The sequence below is a fragment of the Calothrix anomala FACHB-343 genome, assembly GCF_014696435.1.
GTDB classification, from domain to species: domain Bacteria; phylum Cyanobacteriota; class Cyanobacteriia; order Cyanobacteriales; family Nostocaceae; genus Aulosira; species Aulosira anomala_A.
In genome coordinates, this window is sequence record NZ_JACJQG010000044.1 from 33,727 (window position 1) to 57,577 (window position 23,851).

The following is a 23,851-nucleotide window of genomic DNA, read 5'->3' on the forward strand; positions in this document are numbered from 1 at the left end:
GAGGCTGCATACTAGTTTGGCAATTGCAGATTTTATATATATCGAAATTTAAGCATCAACAATTGCTAATGATGCAAGCAAAAAATCATGAATTAATTGATTTGTATAAAACATTAGGACAGTCCATCATGGCTTTAAATATTCAACTACAAGCAGCACAAAAATTATCGCAAATTAACCCTACACAATCACAACAATCAGTGTCTCAAGCCTATCAATTAAGTGGCGAATTAATGCAAGAATTACGCCAAATTCTCAGACAAATGGATTCAGAATGTATGCAAAGTAGTAAATTGCATATTGCACACCAAAACTCAGATATATTATACATATATCCTGAGAAAATTACGCCATTTACTACAAATAGTTTTTCCTCCAAAACCTGACAATTCAAAATATAAAATCTAAAATCCTATGATTCGTTTATTACTTGTAGATGACCAAAGTTTAGTTCGCCAAGGACTAAAAGCAATGTTAAATCTAGAATCAGACCTAGAAATTGTTGGTATGGCGGAAAATGGAGAAGAAGCTATTACGCAAGTTGAACAATTACAACCAGATATTGTGTTAATGGATCTGCGTATGCCGATAATGAATGGTGCTACCGCCACCAAGACTATTTGTGAAAAATTTCCTCAGATCAAAGTATTAGTTTTAAGTACCTATGATGACGATCGCGATGTGAGTGAAGCCATTCGCGCTGGTGCAAAAGGTTACCTTTTAAAAGATATGCCTTCCGAAGAATTAGTTAACGCCATTCGCAGTATTAATCGCGGATATGCACAACTCGCACCAGGCTTATTAGAACGAGTTGTGAATCATCAATCCACACCAAAAACTCAAAGCGAATCTGTTTCCCCTGCATTAACTGGATTAACACCAAGAGAATTAGATGTTGCGCGTTTAGTAGCAATGGGAGCAAAAAATCAAGAAATCGCCCAGCAATTATTTATCTCAGAAAGCACAGTCAAAACCCATATTAACAGTATTTTTAATCGCCTCAATCTCAAAAATAGAGCGCAATTAGCCATTTATGCAAATTCTGTTTGCTTGCCCAGTAGTTGAAGTGATGTGCCATAGCGATTATAGCTAAATATTGTTCAATCAAAATAAGTTTGTATGGATGTGTTAGCGCTTAATAATATCTAATCTGGTCATTGTTTAATTTTATTTAATATTAAATCAAACAAACAAGTTCCCTAGATCTCCGACTTTTGATAGAAGTGGGGGGTCTAACCACCATCAAATTCTCACAACTAATGAGACGAAGCACTGCTTCAAATAGATTTGAAAGCTGTGATGATTAAATAACTATTATTCCCAGTGAAAAGTACAGCAAAATTAGTATGAGATATAGTCTATAACCTGGGATAGATTCATCGGTTATTGGTGTGTTGTATGTAGCAAGCAACATCATATTTGAAATGTTTTTGATGAGTGCATCCCTCTTAAGATAGAGTTCTGGATACCTCTTTTGCTATTTTCTACATTATGTAAAAAATCAGATGATATAGCTGGAGATATTTGAAGATAGAATCCAAATATTTCTATCTTCTCTAGAAAAACATTAATATTTATGATTCCTGCTCCTTTAGATCGGCATTTAATTAATGCGCTAAATCACACATCTAAGGTTATAAGTATATGTGTAACCTTAGTAGGTTGTGCTGTACTAATAGGTTGGAATTTTGATATTCAAATTTTCAAAAGCATCGTGCCACAGTGGGTGGCAATGAAACCGAATACTGCATTAGGTTTTGTATTATCTGGTTTGGCGTTAAATCTTCTGCAGTCAAAACAAGAATTAAATCGTCGCCTAGCTAAAAGTTTGGCGATCGCGATCGCACTTTTAGGATTAATCACCCTCAGTCAATACTTATTTGGCTGGGATTTAGGCATCGATCGCTTGTTGTTTACTGAAGCACCAGGCGCACTCCACACCTATAGCCCAGGGCGAATGTCAGCAATGATTGCTGTAAACTTTTGCTTTATAGGTTTGGCTTTATGGCTAATAGCTGAACGCAGCATTCGTTATCGACAAGTAGAAATCTTTGCCCTAATTACCGCTCTGACTAATATACAGGTTGTTATTGGTTATATTTATGGAGTTAAACCAATATTTGGGCTTTCATCATTTACTTACACTGCTGTTCACAGTGCTACAGCGTTTATCTTCCTTTCCCTAGGTATATTATTTGCGGCTCCTTATGGAAGTTTGATGAGTTTGGTAATTAGCAATAGTGCGGGAGGATTGACTGCTAGAGTCTTACTTCCTGCAGCACTAGCTATCCCCTTAAGCTTAGGCTGGATGCGAGTGTTTGGGGAAAAATTAGGGTGGTTCGATCATGCTTTTGGCTTAAGCTTTCATGTCATGGGCAATGTAGCCGCCTTTACAGGATTAATTTGGTATTGTGCAAAAGGTTTATATCGCTTAGATATTAAGCGCCTACAAGCAGAAGCAGCCTTGAGAACTGCTTATGCTGAATTAGAAGTGAGGGTAGAGGAACGTACAGCAGAATTATCGCAAGCAAACCAAATTCTAGAACAAGAAATTGCCGAGCGAATGCTTACAGAAGCAGCTTTGCAACAATCCCTCAGAGAACTCGCAGATATTAAGTTTGCTCTAGATCAATCCTCTATTGTGGCGATCGCAGATGCGAAAGGTATCATCACCAAAGTTAACAATAAATTTTGCGAGCTTTCTGGCTATTCCCCAGAAGAATTAATTGGACAAAGCCATCGACTGATTAATTCTGGCTATCATCCCAAGACATTTTTTCAGCAAATGTGGGCAACCATTTCTAGCGGACAGGTTTGGCAAGGAGAGATTAGGAATAAAGCTAAGAATGGTTCATTTTACTGGGTTGCAACAACTATCGTACCTTTTCTAGATGCCACAAATAAACCATATCAATATATCGCCATTCGCTCTGATATTACCAATCGCAAGCAAAACGAAGATGCATTGCGAGAACAAGCCCAATTATTAGACTTAGTATATGAAGCAATTTTTGTCTGCGATGCTAACAATGCCATCACTTATTGGAATAGCAGTGCAGAAGAACTCTATGGCTGGACAAGTGCAGAAGCAATTGGCAAGATAGCCCATTTTCTCTTACAAACTATATGTCCCCTCACAGGCGATCGCTTCCAAACAATTCTGCTGCAAGATGGACATTGGGAAGGAGAACTAACCCAAACTAGGCGCGATGGAACGCAAATTATCGTTGATAGCCGTCAGGTTTTAATCAGAGATAACCAAGGACAAATTAAAGGCATTCTCGAAGTCAATCGCGATATTACCCAACGTAAGCAAGCAGAATTACAATTGCGACAAAATGCTTTCTATGATGGGTTGACAGGTTTACCCAACCGAGCTTTGTTCATAGAACATTTAAAACACTCCCTGCAACAAGCAAAACGACAGCCAGATTATTTATTTGCTGTTTTATTTCTCGATTTAGATCGGTTTAAGGTAATTAATGATAGTTTGGGACATTTAAAAGGAGATCAATTTCTGATTACTATTGCCCAAATTTTGCAAGGCTGCATTCGCTCTACAGATATAGCTGCACGTTTGGGAGGAGACGAATTTACCATTCTCTTAGAAGGAATTCAAGATATTGCCGATGCCATTAACGTTGCCGAGCGAATTCAACAAAAACTGAGAAAGCCTTTAAAAGTTGATAGTCAACAAGTATTTACCAGTGCCAGTATCGGCATTGCTTTAAGTTCCACACTCAACTATGAGCGACCAGAACAACTGCTTAGAGATGCAGACACAGCCATGTACCAAGCCAAAAGTTTGGGTAAATCGCGCTATGCCCTATTTAATCCAGATATGTATGCATCAGCGCTGGCAAGATTACAGTTAGAAGCTGATTTGCGCCGAGCAATTGAACATCAAGAATTTCAACTTTATTATCAACCCATTGTTTCTTTAATTAGCGGCAGAATTTTAGGTTTTGAAGCACTCATGCGTTGGCAACATCCAGAACGCGGTTTAGTGAATCCTGCCGATTTTATCCCTTTAGCGGAAGAAACTGGACTCATTATCGAGATGGGCTACTGGGCGCTTTATGAAGCATGTCGGCAAATGCAAGTTTGGCAGATGACTTACCCTCATAATTCACTAGAAAAAATCAGCGTTAATCTCTCAGCCAAGCAATTTTCCCAGCCAAATTTGATGGCGCAGATTCGCCACATTTTGCAGACAACTGGTTTGAATCCTCAGAATTTAGCTCTAGAAATTACCGAAAGCGTAATTGTTGAAAATGCTGATGAAGCAGTTGCTATTCTTTTAAAACTCAGAGAATTAGGAATTGAAATTTTAATTGATGATTTTGGTACTGGATACTCTTCCTTAGGTCGTCTTTATAGCTTTCCGATTAGCGTTCTCAAAATTGACCGATCCTTTGTTGATCCCATGACTACTAATAAGCGAAATTTGGACATTATTGAGATTATTGTGGCGCTGGCAGATAAACTCGGGATGAGTGCGATCGCCGAAGGTGTGGAGACAAAAGAGCAACTGGCAATTTTAAGGAATTTACACTGTCAATCGGTTCAAGGCTACTTTTTCTCTCAGCCATTACACAGTTCAGAGGCAGCAGCATTAATTGCTAGAAATCCTCAATGGTGTTAGCAAATTTATTCACTAGGGCATTGCAATTAAAAATAACTAGCGATGGCTGTCATTAGTCATTAGTCATTAGTCATTAAAAAGGATTTTCAGTGTATTTACATTTAACAGTATATTTGGGTTGATTTCCAGGAAATTACCTACTCTAAATTCCTGCTTAGTTTACTCATTAAAATCGCCGATCGTATTCAACTACAACCCGACTATCATCAGTTAAATTAGTTGAACCACGCAGGCGAAATGTATCATTAATCCGGTAATTAATCCCCCACTGCAACGGGTCATTAGCTGTTAAAATTTTAATGCTAGAAATCGAAAACTTAGAAGAAATATCAACCCCAGCTTCTAGTGCTAATTCTAAAGTTGAATTACTCCTTCCGGCTTCAGGATTATCAGAAATAATAGTAGGAAATAGGCGGAGTTCACTTAAGCCAAAAGCATTACCAATTTGGTTAAATGTGCCTTGAAAATTGTTAAATACAGCAGAACCTGCGATATTAATCAACCCCAAAGTACTGTCACCACGCCCTTGAGTATCAACAAAACCACCGCCTAAAAGTGCTACAAGTTCCGTTTCACCACGTGCAGGAGTACTAGTTAATTGCAAACTTTCATTTAATTTACTAGCAGGCCCTTTCACTGTCGCTTCAACGCGGATAGTTTCTAAGGTTGATAAACCTGTAGTATTCAGCTTACTAATATCACCAGTTAAATTACCATCCAATACTTTAGCATATAGCTTAAGATCTAAATTTGGGTCGCGGGGTTGCTCTTTGCTAAAAGTTGCTTTGTGTTTATAACCACGAGCCAGATTAAATTGAGTAGTAAATAAATTTACGCCTCCGTTCTCTAGCTTAATTGTACCATCTGGAATTGGTTGATTTAAGGAACCATTAACAGTAAGTGTACCCTTAGCTTGAAAATTCAAAATTGGCGGACGACTAATTTGTACATTGTTACCCAGTTCCAATATTAAATTATTAAACCTTGTAGTTAAGTTCCTAGCATCATCTTTATTTTGTTTTTCATTTTTGATATATGAAATATTAGCATCGCTATTTCCAGATTTATTTGTATTAGCTGACTCTGCTAGTAATACCTGACCATTAAATAATTCAACTTTACCGCCCAGGATAGGACTCAGTGCTGAACCAGTAATGGTAACATTACCATTTGCATTACCTTGGTAAAGTCCTTTGAGATTTAAAGCTAATTTATTTAGGTTAACTTCCAGAGGCTGTTTAATGAAAACTTCTTGATTTTTAGAAATCGGAATTTCTCCGAATGCTGTTACCTGTCCTTGACTAAATTTTCCTTGCAAGCTTTCAACTATAATTTTGTCAAAATCAAACTTGGCGCTTCCGGTAACTTCTGTCAGCTTTTCTGGTAAAGCTTGAGCCGAAAATGTAGCCTTATTCAGTGTCGCTACTCCATTAATAACTAATTCTTCTGGTTTAGGGAAATATCCTCTACCGCCTATTTGTATATCTATATTTCCTTCGCCATTTTCAAAGGCAATTTGGTTAGTAAATAAGTTTAACAGCGCCAAACCTTCGTTTTTAACTTTAATATCTAAGTTAATTTTATCGTTTTCAGGAGTAACAGAAGCAAAAGGTAGTTTATAAGGTAGGCTACCAGTAATACTTACTGGTTCCGGGCCAGAAACCATAACATTACTACCAAAATTTAATCGTCCATTATCATAACTAAAACTAGCTGTAGCTGATTCTACTTTCTTCTGATTAATTGTGCCTTCTAGAATTTGTATTTCTCCTCTAGCTTTGGGATTGGTAAAGCTACCTGCAACAGCTACAGAAGTGTTGAGATTCCCTGTTAACCCAATTGGCAGTTTGACAAAGTTATTTAATACTTGAATTGGGAAATTCCTGATTTGTAAATTACCAGATTGGTCATTACCACCAACAGTACCTTTAAAAGCAATTAGTCTATCTTTAGACGCAATTCTTAAAGGTAAAAATGTCAAAATCCCATTTTCAAAACTACCTTTAGCAACTAACTGATCTGCACTATAAAAACGCCCTGGTTCGTCTTTTTCTTTCTCTTTACCCCAAGTCCAATTTTGACCAGCTAAGTTAAATTGTGCGGCAATGCCATTATTATTATTAAAAGCAACTTCCCCGTTAAAAGTGCCTTGGATATCGGCTAAATCTGGTATAGGATTAGCCTCAATTCGTCGTTCTTGTTGCTCTGCTAATAAAGCATCAACTTGATATAAACGCTCGATTTGCGTTAATAATGGCTCATTGGGTAATCCTTGGGGTACTGTCACCAAATCTGCGGCTTTACCATAGGTTGGTTCTTGCAAACCACCACGCAAATCTTGTAATTCATATACCTGAATTGCTGCAAGAATATCTTGGACATTACCCTCATTGATGTTGAGTTTACCGAAGATTTGCGGCGTTTTTGTAGTTGTATTGATATTACCTGTAAAGGCGTAGCGGCTTTTACCTTTAACAAATGCACTCTCTGTAATGTTAGCCGTGCCATTAGCATAGCCGAATTGAGCCGTTAACAGTTCCCCTTTAATCCGCCCGATCGCGGGATTTGCGATCGCCACATTCCCACTAGCTGCTAATTTATCTTGATTAATCAGTAAATTCCCGGTTAATGCCCCAGCTAAAGCAGTATTTCCCAGTCTAGTTTTCTCAGGCAAGGTTAAATTTAATACTTGCAATGGGAAGTTATCTAATCTTAAAGCTAAATTCTCACCTTGAGCTTGACCAACAGCCGATGCTTCTTTCCACTTGACGAGGAAAGAATTGGGGCGATTATTCGCATTGAGGTTAACAGTAATGCGATCGCTTGTGCCAGCAACATCTAAATTAGTCCCTTGCCCTTGCACCGACTGAATATTACCACTTAACACAGGCTCAAAGGCAAACTTCTGCACCGTCAAATTCCGCAGTTTCAGTTGTCCTTGGATATTTGGCAGAGGTAAGTTTCCTGCGATTTGTCCGTTAAAATCGGCTTTACCCGCCAAATTCACAGCATTGGGTAGTTTAATTGGTAACTGTTGCAAGTCATAATTTTGCGCTTGCACATTCAGTTTTAAATCTGTAATTTGGGGTATGCCTGCGCCTTGGGCATTGGCTAAGATATAACCACTAGCATTTAAATTTGCGCCCGTAGCCCGTTCAATATTCAGCCTTTGACCATCCCAAGCGATCGCCGCAGTTAACGGTTGCGCGATCGCCCCTATACCTTGGGAAAATTGTACCTGTCCCGCCGCCCGAATATCAGCTAATTTAGCCGATTGTACAGTCCCCGAAACTTGCAAATTCCCGCCAAACTGACCCCGCAACTGTTGATTTAACTGCTGTAACTTTACACCAGTCGCCGCCACTACAGCTTGATAGCTACCGTTAGCTAGTTGAATATTCGAGGCGGTAATTGTGCCATCGGCTACCTTGACCCGTGCCTGACCAGTGGCGACAATCGACTCTGGTTTAAAGGAATTAACCGACCCAGCAACGTCAAAATCACCATTTAATCGTCCTGGAAATTGCTTAATATTCGGTGCCAATTGTTGCACAGCCAAATCATTAGCTTTGACTTGCGCTAAATACACGCCATCAGCCAATTGAATATTTTTCGCCGTGACTGTTCCACCAGCCACAGCCAAGCTACCTTCCCCAGTACCGCGCAGGGTTTGTAGGCTAAAATTATCGCGGTTACCTGCGATTTGGAAAGTACCAGCTACAGGCCCGGTAAAAGCGGCGGGAATATTCTTGAATATCCGTCCCAACCGCACATTATTGGCGACTAATTGGGCGGCAAAATTTTGGTCTTGGAGTTGAATATTTGATACTGCAACTGTACCGCCACCAATTTGCACGTTTGCGCCTTCAGTGCGGATCGAAGCGACTTTAAATGGTGCGGTTGTCCCAGCTAACAGTAAGCGCCCGTTAAATTCTGCCCCAGTTAAGGAAACGTTTTGCAGTTTCTCTTTATCTACCAACCTTTCTACCTGAACACCCGAAGCTTGGGCGACAGCTTGCCAACGTTGATTAGCGTAACTGCCCGCAGCCTGTACCTTACCGCCACTATAATTAGCAATCACATCACGGAAGAAGACAGTTCTATCTGGGGCAATGGTAACTGTACCAGTTGCCGGGTAGGTGGCGCTAGGTGCTTGCCATTGGACGACAGTTTGAACCTTACCAGCAATACCAGTTAACTGCCCTGTACCAGAAACATTACCGATTGTAAATGCTGGTTGAGAATTATAAACTTGAGCGATCGCATCCCCAGGTACATTCTCCGCCGTAAAATTAAAATCCAGTTGCGGCTGTTTCCCCAGTTGAATCTTCCCTGCACCCGTCACCTTACCGCCAACCGTCGGCGTACCTTGAATATCTTTGAGACTAATCAGGGAATTGCTCGTAGAAAACTCAAACTTACTGCTAACATTCTGAAAATCAACCTTATCAACTCGCGCAGGCTTTAAAGTTGCTACTGTACCTGAAAGAATGGGTTTATTTGGTGCGCCGCCAAGCTCAATGTCAGCTTTCACTTCTCCCGCAGCCGGTAAAGGTAGTTTCACCTTGAGAGTCTCCAAGGCGGTATTCACATCTACCCGATTGATTTGTCCAGTTACCTTATAGCCAGTTTGTCTGTCAATAATACCTGTAGCTACTACGGGAATTTTGCCGTAATTAGTCGCTATTTTCTCTAACTTAATTTCCGTGCCTTTAAAGCTGAGATTTCCTTGGGTATTATTCAACAATTGTGGGAGACGAGGTACTTGCAGTGCTACCCCTTGCAACAAAGCGCTACCATACAATAAAGTCTGCTGCTGTGGTATCAGTTGCACTTGCAAATCGCCATTAACTCGCCCTGCTTGTAAAGTCAGGGGTAGCTGAATAATTTGTGTAATATCAGCAGCCAGTAAATCTTGTGTGCGAATCTGTAAATTAGCAGCTTGTGTCTTTAAACGTGTTTCGCCCTTCAGCGTTAAATTACCGCCATTATTTCCTTGACCTGCAATATCAAACCACATCACCTGGTTATTATCTAACAATTGGGCAGTCCCATTCAGGTGAGAAAATCCCACAGGTACGGTAGCAGGCTGAGGCGTGGGCGATTGTTGCTGTGCTTTGCGGGACAAGTCTAGTAAAACTAGTTTGCCATTGCGTAACCGCACTTTCTCCAAATCCGTTTTAATCGGCCCGCCTTTAGCACCAAGAGTAATGCGAGTAGTTAACCAGCGTCCTTGCTCATCCTTTTCAATATAAACATCTGGATTGACGAGAGTGACATCTAGCTTAAGATTGCGGCTAAAAATTAACTTTAGCGGGTCAAAACCGACTTCTACCGCCTCCACTGTCACTTTATCGGGATCGGTGGCGGTAGCGGGAATCTCTGAAGCGCCAAACTTGACTCCCATCAACGAAAATTCTTTCACACCCCCAAGTTTGACTGGGCGGTTGATGGTGGTTGTGAGATTTTTTTCGGCTAAGGGTGCTAACTCTTTTTGGATAAAACTCTGTAATCGCCAAATACCCCCGCCGATTAATAGCAGCAATAGTCCGCCTAAAGCAATACCACCACGAGTCAACACCAGCAACCAGAAACGCTGACGATTGGCGGAATTGGAGTGATTAACTGAATCGGGACGTTTAGTCATTGGCTTTCACTCTTGATTTGGCGACTTTAGCTGACTTACTGTCGGCATCAATTAGTAATAGATTGCTCTGCCATTCTTAGAATACGTCAACTCAACCTCAGGCTTGAAGCCAGAGCCAAGGAACTTGTTCTATTCAATAATATTGGCATTGTCAGGAATACCGTAATCAAGTAAACTACGCAAACTGTGCGATCAAAAATTGCTTTACTAGCACTGTTTCTGTGCGCGTAGTTGAATATGCAAACTAGAGATGGCACCCTTGACTGGTTGAGGCTAGCCCAATAGCAACAACTTCTACCCCAGTGAGAATGCCCAACAGACAATTATTCAAGACGCCAGTATCTCGGCCAGGTTCCAGAAATATTTACTGTGAAAGAAAATCAATCAAAGGCTAGTCGATAGGTACAACCTAGAACTTTAATTAAGATAGACCAGAGAACCACCATTAAAAATAGACGATCACACCCATGCGCGTTTTTGTATTGATTTTCAATGCTGGAACTGAAAATGAGGGAATTCACACCGTGCGGCTAGGCGATCGCAATAAAATTCTCATGTTTGAGTCCGAAGACGATGCCACCCGCTATGCTTTAATGTTAGAAGCTCAAGATTTCCCAGTACCTTCTGTAGAAGCGATCGAGGCCGAAGAAATCAAAGAATTTTGTGCCAGCGCCAATTATGAATGGGAAATACTCACCGCCAACAGTAACGAACTAGTGACTCCCCCAGAGTTAAATGTCGAAGAAACCGACTGGAAACCAGATGGCGAGCCAGAAATTAGCGAACCTTCCCGTTCTAATACAACAGACGACGCAGAACCAGATTTTTCTGATAGCGAATTAGAAAAGATTCGGCGCAAATTAGAAGGGCTATTGTAATTGGTCATTAGTCATTAGTCATTAGTCATTAGTTATACCAATCCGCGTTCTAATACGTAATTAAGATTGTCGTAGGGGCGGGGTTTCCCCGCCCTGGAGAAGGTTTCAATGTTACGTTTTAGATTGCAGTTTAGTACCATTAGGAGATTGTTCAATAACAGCTAACAACTAAGTAAGCCAGTAATTGCACCAAACTATATTACGAAACGTAAATAAACTTGAACTCCTTACCAATGACACTTGTACAGACGCGATTCATCGCGTCTCTGACAAATGACAAATGACAAATGACCAATGACAACTAACAAAGGACAAAAATCAATGACAAATTTGCAGGAACGCGGCTATCTTCTCACCGAGCAAGTGAACTCTAATAGTCTGAATTTAGATCAGATAAGTTCTCTAGAGTTGGTAGAGTTGTTTAATAGCGAAGACCATAACGCAGTTGCTGCAGTAGCTGGAGCGAAAACGCAGCTAGCTGAGGCCATTGATTGTACAGCCGAACGTTTGCGCCAAGGGGGACGCTTATTTTATGTGGGTGCAGGGACAAGTGGGAGATTAGGAGTATTAGATGCGGCGGAATGTCCCCCGACTTTTTGCACACCACCAGAATTGGTACAGGGGATTATCGCTGGTGGTGCTGGCGCATTAGTCCGCAGTTCCGAAGATTTAGAAGACCGATCGGAAGATGGAGAAGCCGCGATCGCTCAACGGCACATTACGCAGTTAGATGTGGTAGTCGGCATTACTGCTGGCGGCACTACGCCTTTTGTCCACGGAGCGCTGAATGCCGCCCGCCAACGGGGAGCCATCACAATTTTTATAGCTTGCGTACCAGAAGAACAAGTAAAATTTGATGCCGACATTGATATTCGCCTATTAACAGGGCCGGAAATCCTCGCTGGTTCTACGCGCCTAAAAGCCGGGACAGCTACAAAGCTAGCTTTAAATATTCTTTCTACCGGCGTAATGGTTAAACTAGGTAAAGTTTACGGCAATCGCATGGTAGATGTAGCTGTAACTAATCAAAAATTACGCGATCGCGCTTTGCGGATTTTGCAAGACCTCACAGACTTAAGCCGAGAAGATGCTGGTATATTACTCGATCGTAGCGGTAATTGGGTGAAATTAGCCCTATTAATGCACTGGACTGGCTTAGAAAAACAACCCGGTAACCAACTTTTATCAGAACATCAAGGTAATTTGAAAGCCGCTATTGCTAGCTACAACAATCAGCATTCCTCTTAAACCGTTTCCGCAGCGATTGTTCGCTGTTGACTGTTGACCGTTGACTGTTGACTGTGAACCCTCAACAGTCAACGACTTGAACAGAATAAGTAAGTGGGTATAAATAACCCAAACTATATTACGAAACGTAAATAGACTTGAAACTCTTACCAATGACAAATGACAAATGACCAATAACAAATGACAAATGACAAATGACAAATGACAAATGACCAATGACAAATGACCAATGACAGCCTTTACCAGCTATCTTTAATTGCGCCACTCTATTTATTCAAAGTTTGATTTTATACAAAGCTAGTTAAAATCTTAGACAAAAAGTATTTTCACCGCAAATACTCAAGCAACCGTGAAGAACTGAATCATATTTTTTTGATTACAATATTTTTTTTCGAGATAAATCAGTATAAATCCTGATCGTTATCAAACAAAAAATGAATAAAATCGTCTAATCACAACTACATACACTAGCCTTTTGGAATATGTAGTACAGGTTGGCGTCAATAAACATACCATGCCCAATAGCGCAAAAGCCTAGAACATAAGTCTATTGACTATTGACTATTGACTATTGACTATTGACTATTGACTATTGACTATTGACCTTTGACTTTCTCGCCAAGCAGTACTAATTTCCAAATGATTAGTTTTTGTTGGTAAAGGTAGAGTTAACAGCAGAGTAATTATTTTCTAGATTACTCTGACAGAGATACTACTTTTGCCATTATTTGCTATTTGTGATAATCAGATTTGACTTAGCATCTTTATATCTAAGTTATACAGAAGAAATAGCAAACACCCGGACAATTTTGCCAAATATATGGGCAAGGTAGAATTTTTGCTGGCTACGCTACTAAAGAATGAGGATAGCTTTGCCAAGGGCAAACTTGTTAGTAACAACATAATGTATGACTCAGGAAGAACTGATGTTATCAAATAATTTACTCAATGAGTTTAAAACTTGTACTCAATTACAATACAGTGGCAACTTAAATATTAAAAGTTCCAAAGGCAATCAATGGAATTTTTATTATCGACTTGGCAGAATAGTTTGGGCAACAGGAGGAATTCACCCCTTTCGCCGTTGGCGCAGACAAATGGCACAAAATTGTCCACAAATTGATGTAGATAAGATTCGATTAAGTGCTAAAGAATTAGAGCTTGATTACTGGGATTACCGACTCCTAGAAATCTTATATAAAAAGCAAAAAATTCAACGCGAGCAAATCAATACAGTTGTAGAGAACACAATAGCAGAATTATTTTTCGATCTCGCGCAAGAAGCACATTTTACTTCTGTCACTTGTCATCGCAGCCAACAAGTAATTTTAGAAATGCCAATGAGCTTTACAAGTGCAGATATTTTTTTAACACAAATGCAAGAATCTTGGAGACTTTGGTCAGATGCAGGGTTGGCGAATATATATCCCGATCTAGCACCAATTCTGCGCAAACCAGAACAACTCAAGCAGTTAGTCAATCCATCTGTCTACAATAATTTTGTGAATTTCATTAATGGCAATTATACCCTGCGAGATTTAGCCATAAAAATGAAGCAAAATGTCCTACCTGTTGGGCGTTCATTACTACCATATATCCTCAAAGGCATTATTGAATTAGTAGAAGTTCCCGATTTACCTTTAGCAGTTCTTGATACCACTCAAAATCACACAGTAGCAAAATCAAAATCTGCCTCTATCCCCTTGATAGCTTGTATAGATGATAGCCCCCAAGTTTGTAAAATCATGGAGGAAATTATTACTTCCAATGGCTTGAGATTTATCAAAATTCAAGATGCAGTTCAAGCCTTACCAATTCTCATTCAAAATCAGCCAGATTTAATCTTTTTAGATTTGATTATGCCTGTTGCTAGCGGTTATGAAATTTGTACTCAAGTACGCAGAATTTCTAGTTTTGTTCAGACGCCTGTGATTATTTTAACAGGTAATGATAGCCTTTTAGATAGAGTTCGTGCTAAAGTAGCTGGTTCTACAGATTTTCTCACTAAACCAGTAGCCAGTGATAAAGTTATGAGTATGATCCGGAAATATTTACAGACACCAAACTCATCAGTTAAATTGAGTGCTTCTGCAGTGGAGAAATGATATTTTAAACTTCACTGCTTAACTATGTAATTCAGCATCTTACATAAAATTAAACTCATAGATTCCTCGATTAATTTCATAGTTTCACTCAACTATTGTCTCCCAGGAACTAGGTAGAAAATACAGGCAATAGAACCACAGAAGATACATCAGAATCAGAGTTGCAGAAAGTTCTGACATCAGTCTTACCTAAGTCAAACTTTCTTAAAAATGTATTAAATTTTCAAAAAGACACTTTTCTAAGTGCTTTTCCTGATGTTAAAACACAATCGATCCATCAGGATGATAATAGTAAACTTTGCTTAAATTTACTGGGAAATTATTATGACTACTGTTTTAGTTGTTGAAGATGGTTTGACCGATCTAGAAATTCTTACCAGATACTTGCAACAGGCTGGATACTCTGTAATCTGCGCTAAAAGTAGTGAAGAAGCTCAGGATAAAATCGTCAATTCTAGGCCAGATTTGATTTTTTTGGATGTAATTTTACCAGGTAAAAGTGGCTATGAAATTTGTCGAGAATTAAAGAGCGATCCGACTACTAGTAAAATTCCTGTAGTTTTTTGTTCCACAAAGAATAGCGATGTAGATAAAATTTGGGGAAATATGCTAGGTGCGGAAGCTTATATTTCCAAACCAATTGATAAAGATGAATTGGCAGTAACTTTACAACAAATAGCGAAACATTCAAACTAGTATTTATAGGTGGATAAATATAGTTAAAATTTGGTATTTCAATATGCAACTAAAGAGAGTAACTAGCGAAACAATTAATTGATAAAGGATAAATACTTTGGAGACTAAGCATAAATTTTTAAGCTTTAATTTAGGCAGCAATGACTTAGCAGTAATTAATTTACAGCACATTGCAGAAGTATTACAAATTTCATTAACAGAAATTTGTGGTGTACCACAGATGCCAAATTGTGTCTTAGGTATTTACAATTGGCGTGGCGAAATGCTGTGGTTAGTTGATTTAGAAGAAATGCTAGGTTATCCTCCATTATTACAAGGTAATAATATAGCGGCAAAGATGATGGCAATTATCCTAGAACATGATGGTAAATATTTAGGATTATTGGTACGCCATCTCACAGATATTGAGTCCCTAGATACTACAAAAATGAAATCTCCAACTGCGGAAATATTTTATTCAGCGATTTCTCCGTTTGTAGAAGGGTATTTTATCAATGCTGAAGAAGCAATGGTGTTTAATTTAAATGCACTGTCAATTCTCCAATCTCCGATGTGGGGACACAATAATTAAAGATGCAACCGCTAGCAAAAACAGCTATTTGCGGTATTTACCATCTTTCTAAGATATCAACCTCAACTTTTCCTTTAACCAAACAATTTATCAGGGGTGTAAAATGACCATTTCCTATAATAAGTCTCCGAAAGCCACGCAAGTAATTGGCAATATAGAAAATGAAAATGGCAGTGCTAATGTAGCCAATATTGTCACAGATGGATTATCTACATTAAATGCTATAGAAGAAGAATTTAGAAACTGGCGACAGCAGTTGCAAAGTATTAATACAGCGCTACGTCAAGCCCCAGATATGGAAGCACTGCTGAAATTAGCTGTGGTACAAATTAGAGAAAAAGTTTCTAGCGATCGCGTCTTAATTTATCAATTTAAAAATGCTGATAGTGGTACTGTTTTAGCAGAATCTATTGCTCTAGGCTGGACACCTACTATTGAAGAAAATCTGCCAATTCTCACCTTTGGTGCCTATAGCAGCCAAGATTATTTAGAACCCTTAGTTATTAACGATATTACGGAAATAAAAGTCACACCTTATCAACAACAATTACTAGACAAGTTTCAAGTTAAAGCTAGTTTAAGTTTACCGATTATCGTTGAAGAACAAATTTGGGGCTTGTTGGTAGTCAATAATTGTGCTGCTCCTAGACAGTGGCAAGAATTAGAAATTACTTTAATATCTCAAATTACTACAGAAATAGCCTACAGAATACAGAACGTTGTTTCCCAAACACAAAACCAACAAGAACTCATAGCCCAGAAAACAATTACCAAAGTTATCGATAGAATTCTTCACCTTTCATCTATTGATAAAGTATTTCAAATTACAACTCAGGAAGTTAGGCAATTTATTCGCTGCGATCGCGTCTCTTTATACCGCTTCCTTCCTGATTGGAGTGGAGAATTTATTGCCGAATCAGTGGGTAATACTTGGGGAAAATTAGTAGACGCTAATGTCAAAACTGTCTGGGAAGATACACATCTACAAGACACCCAAGGAGGACGTTATGCCAAAGGTGAAACTTTAGCTATTAATGATGTCAATCGGGCAGGTCATTCTCAATGCCACGTTGATATTTTAGACCAGTTTGGCATCAAAGCTTATATTGTCGTGCCTGTATTATCCGGGCAAAAATTATGGGGTTTACTAGCAGCTTATCAACATTCAGGAACCCGTGAGTGGCAACCTTGGGAAATTAACTTTCTCAAAGATATTGGCGCACAATTTGGTGTTGCTATCTCCCATGCAGATAATTTGCAGCAGGCAGCAATCAAAAATAAGCAACTAGCGCAAATACTAGAACAAGAAAAAACTGTATCGAAAATAGCTACCCGCATTCGTAATTTCTCAGCTAAAGAAGATACCGACAGCCTGTTTAGAATCACTACTCAAGAAGTTCGCCAAGCTCTACAATGCGATCGCGTCGCTATTTATCAATTTAATGCTGACTGGGGCGGTGAATTTATTGCTGAATCTGTAATTTCTGGTTTAAATAGGTTTGTTAGTCCAGAAATGAAATTAGCTTGGCACGATACCTATTTGCAAGAAACCAAAGGCGGGAGATATGCTGCAGGCGAAAACTCGATCATTAATGATGTCGAGCAAGTGAGCATTTTAGTCCAGAACGATATTTCCCAGAGTCTGTTTGCTCCTTGTCATCTGGAAATGTATCACCAGTTAGAAATTAAAGGCTTCATCATCGTTCCCATCTTTGTTAGAGAAAAACTCTGGGGCTTATTAGCAGCATATCAACATTCAGCAGTTCGGGAATGGCAGCCTTGGGAAGGAAATTTTTTGCGAGAACTTGGCTGGCAAATTGGCTATGCTATTTCTAAAGCCGATTCTCTAGTCCAAGCGCAAGTACAAAATCAGCAACTCACGCAAATAGTTGAAAAGGAAAAAACCGTAACTAAAATAGCCAACCGCATTTACCAATCCTTAGATGCAGAAAATATCTTGAGAATCACAACTCAAGAAGTGCGTCAAGCTCTACAATGCGATCGCGTGGTTGTCTATGAATTCAATTCGCACTGGGGTGGTGAGTTTATTGCTGAATCTGTAGTTTTTGGTTTGACTAAGTTTGTCACCCCAGAAATGAAATTAACTTGGTACGATACCTGTTTGCAAGAAACCCAGGGTGGTAGATATCAGAAAGGCGAACACTCAGTAGTTAATGATGTATCCAAAGCTGGGTTTAGTGCTTGTCACGTGGAGATGTATGAAGAGCTAGACATTAAAGCCTTCATCATCGTTCCCATCTTCTTTAGAGACAAACTCTGGGGTTTATTAGCAGCTTATCAACAGTCAGCGCCTCGGGAATGGCACAGCTGGGAAATTAACTTTTTAACCCAAGTTGGCTTGCAATTAAGTATAACTAAATCACAAATAGAATACTTCGACCAAGTAAAAGTTAAATCAGAAACACTAGCCCGGATAACCGAGCAAGAAAAAGCTTTTTCAAGGATAGTAGATCGTATTCGTCAATCTTTAGATATGAGGGAAATCTTTGAAACCTCAACTCTAGATCTACGACAATTACTCAAATGCGATCGCACGGTAATCTATCGCTTCAAGCCCGATTGGAGTGGCGAATTTATCGCTGAGTCTGTAGATCGTGGTTGGGTGACTTTAGTAGGCCCCGATAAAAAAACTGTCTGGAAAGATACCAGAGTTCAAGAATGTGCTTACATTGGTAAATATCAAAAAGGTGACATTTTTTACACTAGTGATATTTACACCTCCGGACATTCTCCCTGCCATATTGAAACCCTAGAGAAATATAATGTCCGCGCTTACGCCACATTACCAATATTCTTTGGCGACAAACTTTGGGGATTGCTGGCAGTTTATCAAAACTCCGGGCCTCGTGTATGGGAAGACTCGGAAATTAGCTTGTTAAAGCGTATTACCGATCAGTTAGGGTTAGCACTCAAACAAACTGATTATTTGCAACAAGCCCAAACCCAGTCAACACAATTAGCCGAAGTCGCCGCCAGAGAAAAAGCCGCTAAAGAATTATTACAACAGCGTTCTATTCAACTGCTAACAGCCCTCAGACCCGCACTTAATGGTAACTTGACAGTAAGGGCACCGATTACAGAAGATGAACTCGGTACAATCGCGGATGCTTACAATAATACTCTGCAAGCGTTGCGACAAATCGTCATCCAAGTACAAACAGCCGCTCAACAAGTTGCTCACACTTCCGATACTAGCGAAGCTTCATTAGCTGGACTCACCAACTTAGCCAGTAAACAAACCCAAGAAATGGCTATAGCTTTAAATGATATTCAACAAATGGTTGACTCTACTAAAGCTGTGGTATCTAACGCTGAATTGGTGCAACTAGCAGTTAAACAAGCCAACCAAACCGTTGAGTCTGGGGATAGCGCCATGAACTTAACAGTACATGCTATCCAAGGAATCCGTGAAACTGTAGCCCAAACCAGTAAGAAGATTAAACGCCTGAGTGAATCTTCGCAAAAAATCTCTAAAGTGGTGAACTTAATTAGTAATTTTGCCACTCAAACAAACGTCCTGGCGCTGAACGCAGCGATTGAAGCCACTCGTGCTGGTGAATATGGTAAAGGTTTTGCTGTGGTAGCAGATGAAGTGAGATCTTTATCTCGCCAGTCAGCCGCCGCAACTATCGAAATTGAAAAATTAGTCCAAGAAATTCAAGCAGATACTGGAGAAGTAGCAGTAGCTATGGACATAGGTATCCAACAGGTAGTGGAAGGGACAAATCTAGTCAATGATGCGCGACAAAATTTGAACGCCATTGTCAGCGCCACTGCAGAAATTAGTCAGTTAATTGAGCGCATTACCGCAGCTACCCAAAAACAAATGGATCAGTCTGTGAAGGTAACTACGAGCATGAAAGATGTGGCGCAAATTTCTCACCAAACTGTCGATGAATCTAATGAAATTGCTGTTGTGTTCCAAAAGCTATCAGCAATGGCAAAAGAACTATTAGCAACGGCGAGTAAGTTCAAAGTGAATTAATACCCAGATAACTAGTAATAGTTGCTAATAAAGGGATGAGGGAATGAGGATGATAATACTCAGTATTACTTCTCATAATTCCTGATTCCCTATTCCCTTTAAAACATGAATAATAATCAATTCAACCTGTAGGGGCGGGTTCACAAATATCCTCACGGATAAATAACGATCTCAATAAACCCGCCCCTACTGACCAATTAAACCTGTATGGGCGGGTTAACAGATATCCTCACCAATAAATAACAATCTAAATAAACCCGCCCCTACTAACAAATGACCAATGACCAATGACAAATGACTAATGACTAATAACTAAAAAATATGACTTCAGATAATGATATTCGCGAACAGGGTTACATCTATTTTTTAGCTGAAGCTCCAGAATTACTGCAAACTATTGAAGAAGAATTGTTTAGTTTGTCAGAGGATTTTAGTACAGCTAAAGTGCATAATTTAATGCGCTCTACCCATACAATTAAAGGTGGAGCCGCTAATGTTGGGCTAGAGATAATTAGCTCTATTGCTCATTCTTTAGAAGATGTATTTAATGCTTTACATAACCCTAGTGTTGTTGTTGACGATCGCCTACAATCACTGATACTACAAGCTTATGAATGCTTGCGGTTAGCACTCACCGCAGAACTAACAGGTAGTACGGTGAATGGTGAAGAGATCCTGCAAAGAGCGGCTGCGGTTTTTGCTCAGGTGCAAGAAAAACTGGGTGATGCTTTTGGTGGTGAAGCTTATATCCCAACTTCGGAAGAATTGGGTTTTGATATTGTCCAATCTATTTTTGAAGTTGGAGTACAGCAAAGAATAGAAAGTATTGCTGATGGACTGAAGAATATAATAGAGCCAACTCAATTGGCTGAGTTATTAACTTCCGAAGCGGAAGTCTTTATTGGTTTAAGTGAGTCTTTAAATTTACCTGGCTTTGGAGCGATCGCGCACACAATTCTTGCAGCCATTCAAGCTCAACCTAATCAAGTACATGAAATTGCGGAAGTTGCTCTGAGTAATTTGCAACAAGCTCAAGCTTCTGTATTCGCAGGCGATCGCACTTCTGGCGGCGAACCTTCACCAGAATTGCTGCGTTTCACACAAATAGTTACAGATGAATTATCCCCAGAACCAAAAGATTCTGAGATTCCTCTGGTTTTAGACAATGAACTTCAGGCATTATATAAATTTTTAACTACATCTAGTGATAGCCAACCACAGGTACTTAATCCGGCTAAAGCGGAGTTTTATCTCAAGATAGTTCGGTTTATTCTTGGCTGGTTTAATCACCATCGTCAAATTAACAAAGAAAACCTCAATTTGGCGCTCATGGTAGCAGCTAACGGTGAAGATACTGTTAGTTATATTGAAACTTGGTTTAAGGAATTTTTAGAATTTGTCCAAGTAGCAGCAGATAGCCCAAGCTTGCGTTTATATCGCCAAGGCGTCATTTTGACAATCATTGTAGCTGTTGTCAAATTTTATTATACAAATGAGCCGACTAATCAAGATGTCTTTGTCGTTCAAGTACTGCAACAAAAAATTAAAGAACTAGCTCAAGAATATAAAAACTTTCCGCCAATTACAGAAGCAGAAAAAAATTGGACAGAGCATCCTCAATTACAACAATTATTAGTTTTCCAAGAACATGTTTTAGATGATGCTAATTATCTATTAGAGTCAATTTGGGGAGGAGAAACTAACGATGATCATATCCATCAGATTGCAGAACCTCAAGCGATCGCAGAAAATACAGAATCATTAACTATTAGCGAGCCGACGTTAACAGATATTGCTAGTACACCTAATATCGCAATTGCTGAATCAGCTATTCAAAACAACGAGCAAATTACAGAACAGTTATCATCTTCTTCGGGAAAAAATGCTCGGACTGCTTCATTTGTGCGTGTAGAAACAGAAGGATTACACCGTCTGAACTACCTAGCAGGTGAACTACTGATTAAGCAAAAACAGCGCATGTTATATGATGAACAACTTAAAGGCATCATTGAGCAATTAAACGACAGACTCAATAAACAACAAACGATTTTAAATCAGTTAAATGATTTACCCCTGCAAACCCAGAGTCATGCTTTACAGCAGAACCAAAATTTTGCATCTGTAAAATTTGACTCTTTAGAAATGGATGGATATACAGAATTTCAAACAAAGTTACATGAAGCTGTAGCTGAAAGTTTGCAAATCCAAGAAATCATTGAATCCCTAGATTTATCCTTAACACAAGCGATTCAGCTAAGTGATAAAAAACAGCGATTAACCCTGAATATTATTGATAATTTAGTCGCAGCTAGGATGACTCCTTTAGGAAACATCCTCAATCGTTTTCCGCCGATGCTGAAAAAAATGGCGAGCGTTCATGCCAAACTTGTGGAATTGCAACTTTTCGGTACTGATGTACTGGTAGATAAAGCGATCGCCGAAAAAGTCTATGAACCTCTGCTACATTTAGTCCGGAATGCTTTCGATCATGGAATTGAAACGCCGCAAGTTCGTCAATCGCTAGGGAAGCCAGAACAAGCTGTAATTGAAATTCGTGCTTATAACCAAGGTAGCCAAACTATTATTGAAGTGCGCGATGATGGACAAGGTTTGAATTTAGAAAAAATTCGCAAAAAAGCCATTGAACAAAATCTGATTTCAGCAGAAGAATCAGTTAGAGGTAATAATTATCAAGCCACAGAAGCGAAACTTTTAGAGTTAATGTTTTCCCCAGGATTTACCACTACCGATAAAGTCAGTGAAATTTCTGGACGCGGTATGGGCTTAGATATTGTCCGTTCGCAAATCCAAGCGCTCAATGGTTCTTTATCTGTAAAATCCTTGCCTAATCAAGGTACAACATTTATACTCAAGATTCCTTTTTCTATGACTACTGACAAATTAATGCTAGTCCAAGCAGGTGGTTTTGTTTACGCCTTGTTATTGGATAATTTGGAAAAAATATTAGTGCCCTCAGAACAGCAAATTAAACAATTTAAGGGCAAGAAAGTATTATACTATCAAATTGATGAAGATGAACGGATAGTCAGCCTTCGCCATATTTCTGAGTTAATGGATTATAACGGTTCATCTTTCAATTGCATTAGTTATAATAATCAACTCTCTGCCCATGAAACAGGAATTATGAAAAATCCTGTGTTATTACTACGGCGCAATCAAGAAATTTTTGGTTTAGAAGTCGATCAAATTATTGGCGAACAAGAATTAGTAATTAGGCCTTTAGGAAGTGCGATCGCTCCTCCAAGATATATTTATGGTTGTAGTAATTTAGCTAGTGGTAATCTCATCTTAGTTATCGATCCTATGCTGTTGCTATATTATGAGGAGATGCAAGCCACACTTGAAACATCTGTAATATCAGCAGATTATGCCACAAATCAACCAGCTTTAAATGCTTCAGGCGTAATATCTAACTCTACACCACTACTGGCTCCGGCTAATTCTACAAATAAAACTTCCAGCCAGCAAAGTCACTCTTCATCCGCAAATCAAAATTCATCTAAAGTGCTGTTAGTTGTAGATGATGCTCTGAGTTTGCGTCAAACTTTGTCGCTAACATTACAGAAGCATGGCTATCAAGTATTACAAGCACAAAATGGTGTAGAAGCCCTAGAAAAATTGCAGGCTTATCCAGAAATTAAAGTAGTAGTTTCTGACTTAGAAATGCCCAGGATGAACGGTTTTGAACTGTTATCTCATGTACGTAAAAGCTCAAATTTGGCAGATAAGCCTGTAGTAATCCTGACTTCTCGGAGTGCGGACAAACATCGCCAACTGGCTGAATCTTTAGGCGCAACAGCTTATTTAACTAAGCCATATTTAGAAGATAAATTAGTCACGACAATTGGGGATTTGGTTCAAGAAGAAAGTCAGGAATCTACTAATTTGGTGATGATTCATTAATCTATAAATCATCGAGAAAGGGAATAGGGAATAGGGAACAGGGAACAGGGAAAACTGTTCCCTCTTTAATGATGAACTGTAGGGTGGGTAATCAATACCCGCCCTATTTTACGTAAATGAGTACGCGCTTG

Annotated in this window: 11 protein-coding genes; 10 read left to right on the forward strand and 1 reads right to left on the reverse strand. The window is 39.2% G+C overall.

The window, feature by feature from the left end; all coding sequences use genetic code 11:
• The first annotated feature begins 68 nt into the window (after nucleotides 1-68).
• From H6G08_RS23020 to H6G08_RS37655, 3 genes are all read left to right on the forward strand, one after another.
• On the forward strand, nucleotides 69-386 hold the full coding sequence (locus H6G08_RS23020) for a histidine kinase dimerization/phosphoacceptor domain-containing protein (RefSeq protein ID WP_190547121.1): 318 nt from the start codon (nucleotides 69-71) through the stop codon (nucleotides 384-386).
• Nucleotides 387-414: 28 nt separating this feature from the next.
• The gene (locus H6G08_RS23025) at nucleotides 415-1,065 is read left to right on the forward strand and encodes a response regulator (protein WP_190547122.1); all 651 of its coding nucleotides are present in this window, start codon (nucleotides 415-417) and stop codon (nucleotides 1,063-1,065) included.
• A gap of 511 nt (nucleotides 1,066-1,576) precedes the next feature.
• The gene (locus H6G08_RS37655; RefSeq protein WP_190547125.1) at nucleotides 1,577-4,645 is read left to right on the forward strand and encodes a bifunctional diguanylate cyclase/phosphodiesterase; all 3,069 of its coding nucleotides are present in this window, start codon (nucleotides 1,577-1,579) and stop codon (nucleotides 4,643-4,645) included.
• A 166-nt stretch (nucleotides 4,646-4,811) separates the two neighbouring features.
• Here H6G08_RS37655 and H6G08_RS23035 read toward each other — a convergent pair whose 3' ends face one another.
• Nucleotides 4,812-10,292: a translocation/assembly module TamB domain-containing protein gene (locus tag H6G08_RS23035; protein WP_190547127.1), complete on the reverse strand. Its 5,481-nt coding sequence runs from the start codon at nucleotides 10,290-10,292 to the stop codon at nucleotides 4,812-4,814.
• 467 nt (nucleotides 10,293-10,759) lie between these two features.
• Between H6G08_RS23035 and H6G08_RS23040 the strand changes: the two genes are divergently transcribed.
• The 7 genes from H6G08_RS23040 (at nucleotide 10,760) to H6G08_RS23070 (ending at nucleotide 23,720) form a co-directional block, all read left to right on the forward strand.
• The gene (locus tag H6G08_RS23040) at nucleotides 10,760-11,170 is read left to right on the forward strand and encodes a DUF3110 domain-containing protein (protein WP_190547129.1); all 411 of its coding nucleotides are present in this window, start codon (nucleotides 10,760-10,762) and stop codon (nucleotides 11,168-11,170) included.
• A gap of 321 nt (nucleotides 11,171-11,491) precedes the next feature.
• Nucleotides 11,492-12,418, forward strand: coding sequence for an N-acetylmuramic acid 6-phosphate etherase (gene murQ, locus H6G08_RS23045; protein ID WP_190547177.1), 927 nt, complete (start codon nucleotides 11,492-11,494; stop codon nucleotides 12,416-12,418).
• Between the two features lie 908 nt (nucleotides 12,419-13,326).
• Entirely contained in the window at nucleotides 13,327-14,523 is a 1,197-nt protein-coding gene (locus H6G08_RS23050; RefSeq protein WP_190547131.1) for a response regulator, read from the forward strand.
• A gap of 324 nt (nucleotides 14,524-14,847) precedes the next feature.
• Nucleotides 14,848-15,219 carry a response regulator transcription factor gene (locus tag H6G08_RS23055; protein WP_190547133.1) on the forward strand — a complete coding sequence of 124 codons (372 nt, stop codon included), beginning with the start codon at nucleotides 14,848-14,850 and terminating at the stop codon, nucleotides 15,217-15,219.
• A 97-nt stretch (nucleotides 15,220-15,316) separates the two neighbouring features.
• Nucleotides 15,317-15,790, forward strand: a complete 474-nt coding sequence (locus H6G08_RS23060) for a chemotaxis protein CheW (RefSeq protein ID WP_190547135.1) — start codon at nucleotides 15,317-15,319, stop codon at nucleotides 15,788-15,790.
• A 103-nt stretch (nucleotides 15,791-15,893) separates the two neighbouring features.
• Nucleotides 15,894-19,796, forward strand: coding sequence for a GAF domain-containing protein (locus tag H6G08_RS23065; RefSeq protein WP_190547137.1), 3,903 nt, complete (start codon nucleotides 15,894-15,896; stop codon nucleotides 19,794-19,796).
• Between the two features lie 321 nt (nucleotides 19,797-20,117).
• Entirely contained in the window at nucleotides 20,118-23,720 is a 3,603-nt protein-coding gene (locus H6G08_RS23070) for a hybrid sensor histidine kinase/response regulator (RefSeq protein WP_190547138.1), read from the forward strand.
• Nucleotides 23,721-23,851 lie beyond the last annotated feature (131 nt).

Coding starts and splice junctions, on each gene's coding strand:
- H6G08_RS23020 (WP_190547121.1), top strand. CDS start 69: ATGATGCAAGCAAAAAATCATGAATTAATTGATTTGTATAAAACATTA.
- H6G08_RS23070 (WP_190547138.1), top strand. CDS start 20,118: ATGACTTCAGATAATGATATTCGCGAACAGGGTTACATCTATTTTTTA.
- H6G08_RS23025 (WP_190547122.1), top strand. CDS start 415: ATGATTCGTTTATTACTTGTAGATGACCAAAGTTTAGTTCGCCAAGGA.
- H6G08_RS37655 (WP_190547125.1), top strand. CDS start 1,577: ATGATTCCTGCTCCTTTAGATCGGCATTTAATTAATGCGCTAAATCAC.
- H6G08_RS23055 (WP_190547133.1), top strand. CDS start 14,848: ATGACTACTGTTTTAGTTGTTGAAGATGGTTTGACCGATCTAGAAATT.
- H6G08_RS23065 (WP_190547137.1), top strand. CDS start 15,894: ATGACCATTTCCTATAATAAGTCTCCGAAAGCCACGCAAGTAATTGGC.
- H6G08_RS23040 (WP_190547129.1), top strand. CDS start 10,760: ATGCGCGTTTTTGTATTGATTTTCAATGCTGGAACTGAAAATGAGGGA.
- H6G08_RS23050 (WP_190547131.1), top strand. CDS start 13,327: ATGACTCAGGAAGAACTGATGTTATCAAATAATTTACTCAATGAGTTT.
- murQ (WP_190547177.1), top strand. CDS start 11,492: ATGACAAATTTGCAGGAACGCGGCTATCTTCTCACCGAGCAAGTGAAC.
- H6G08_RS23035 (WP_190547127.1), bottom strand. CDS start 10,292: ATGACTAAACGTCCCGATTCAGTTAATCACTCCAATTCCGCCAATCGT.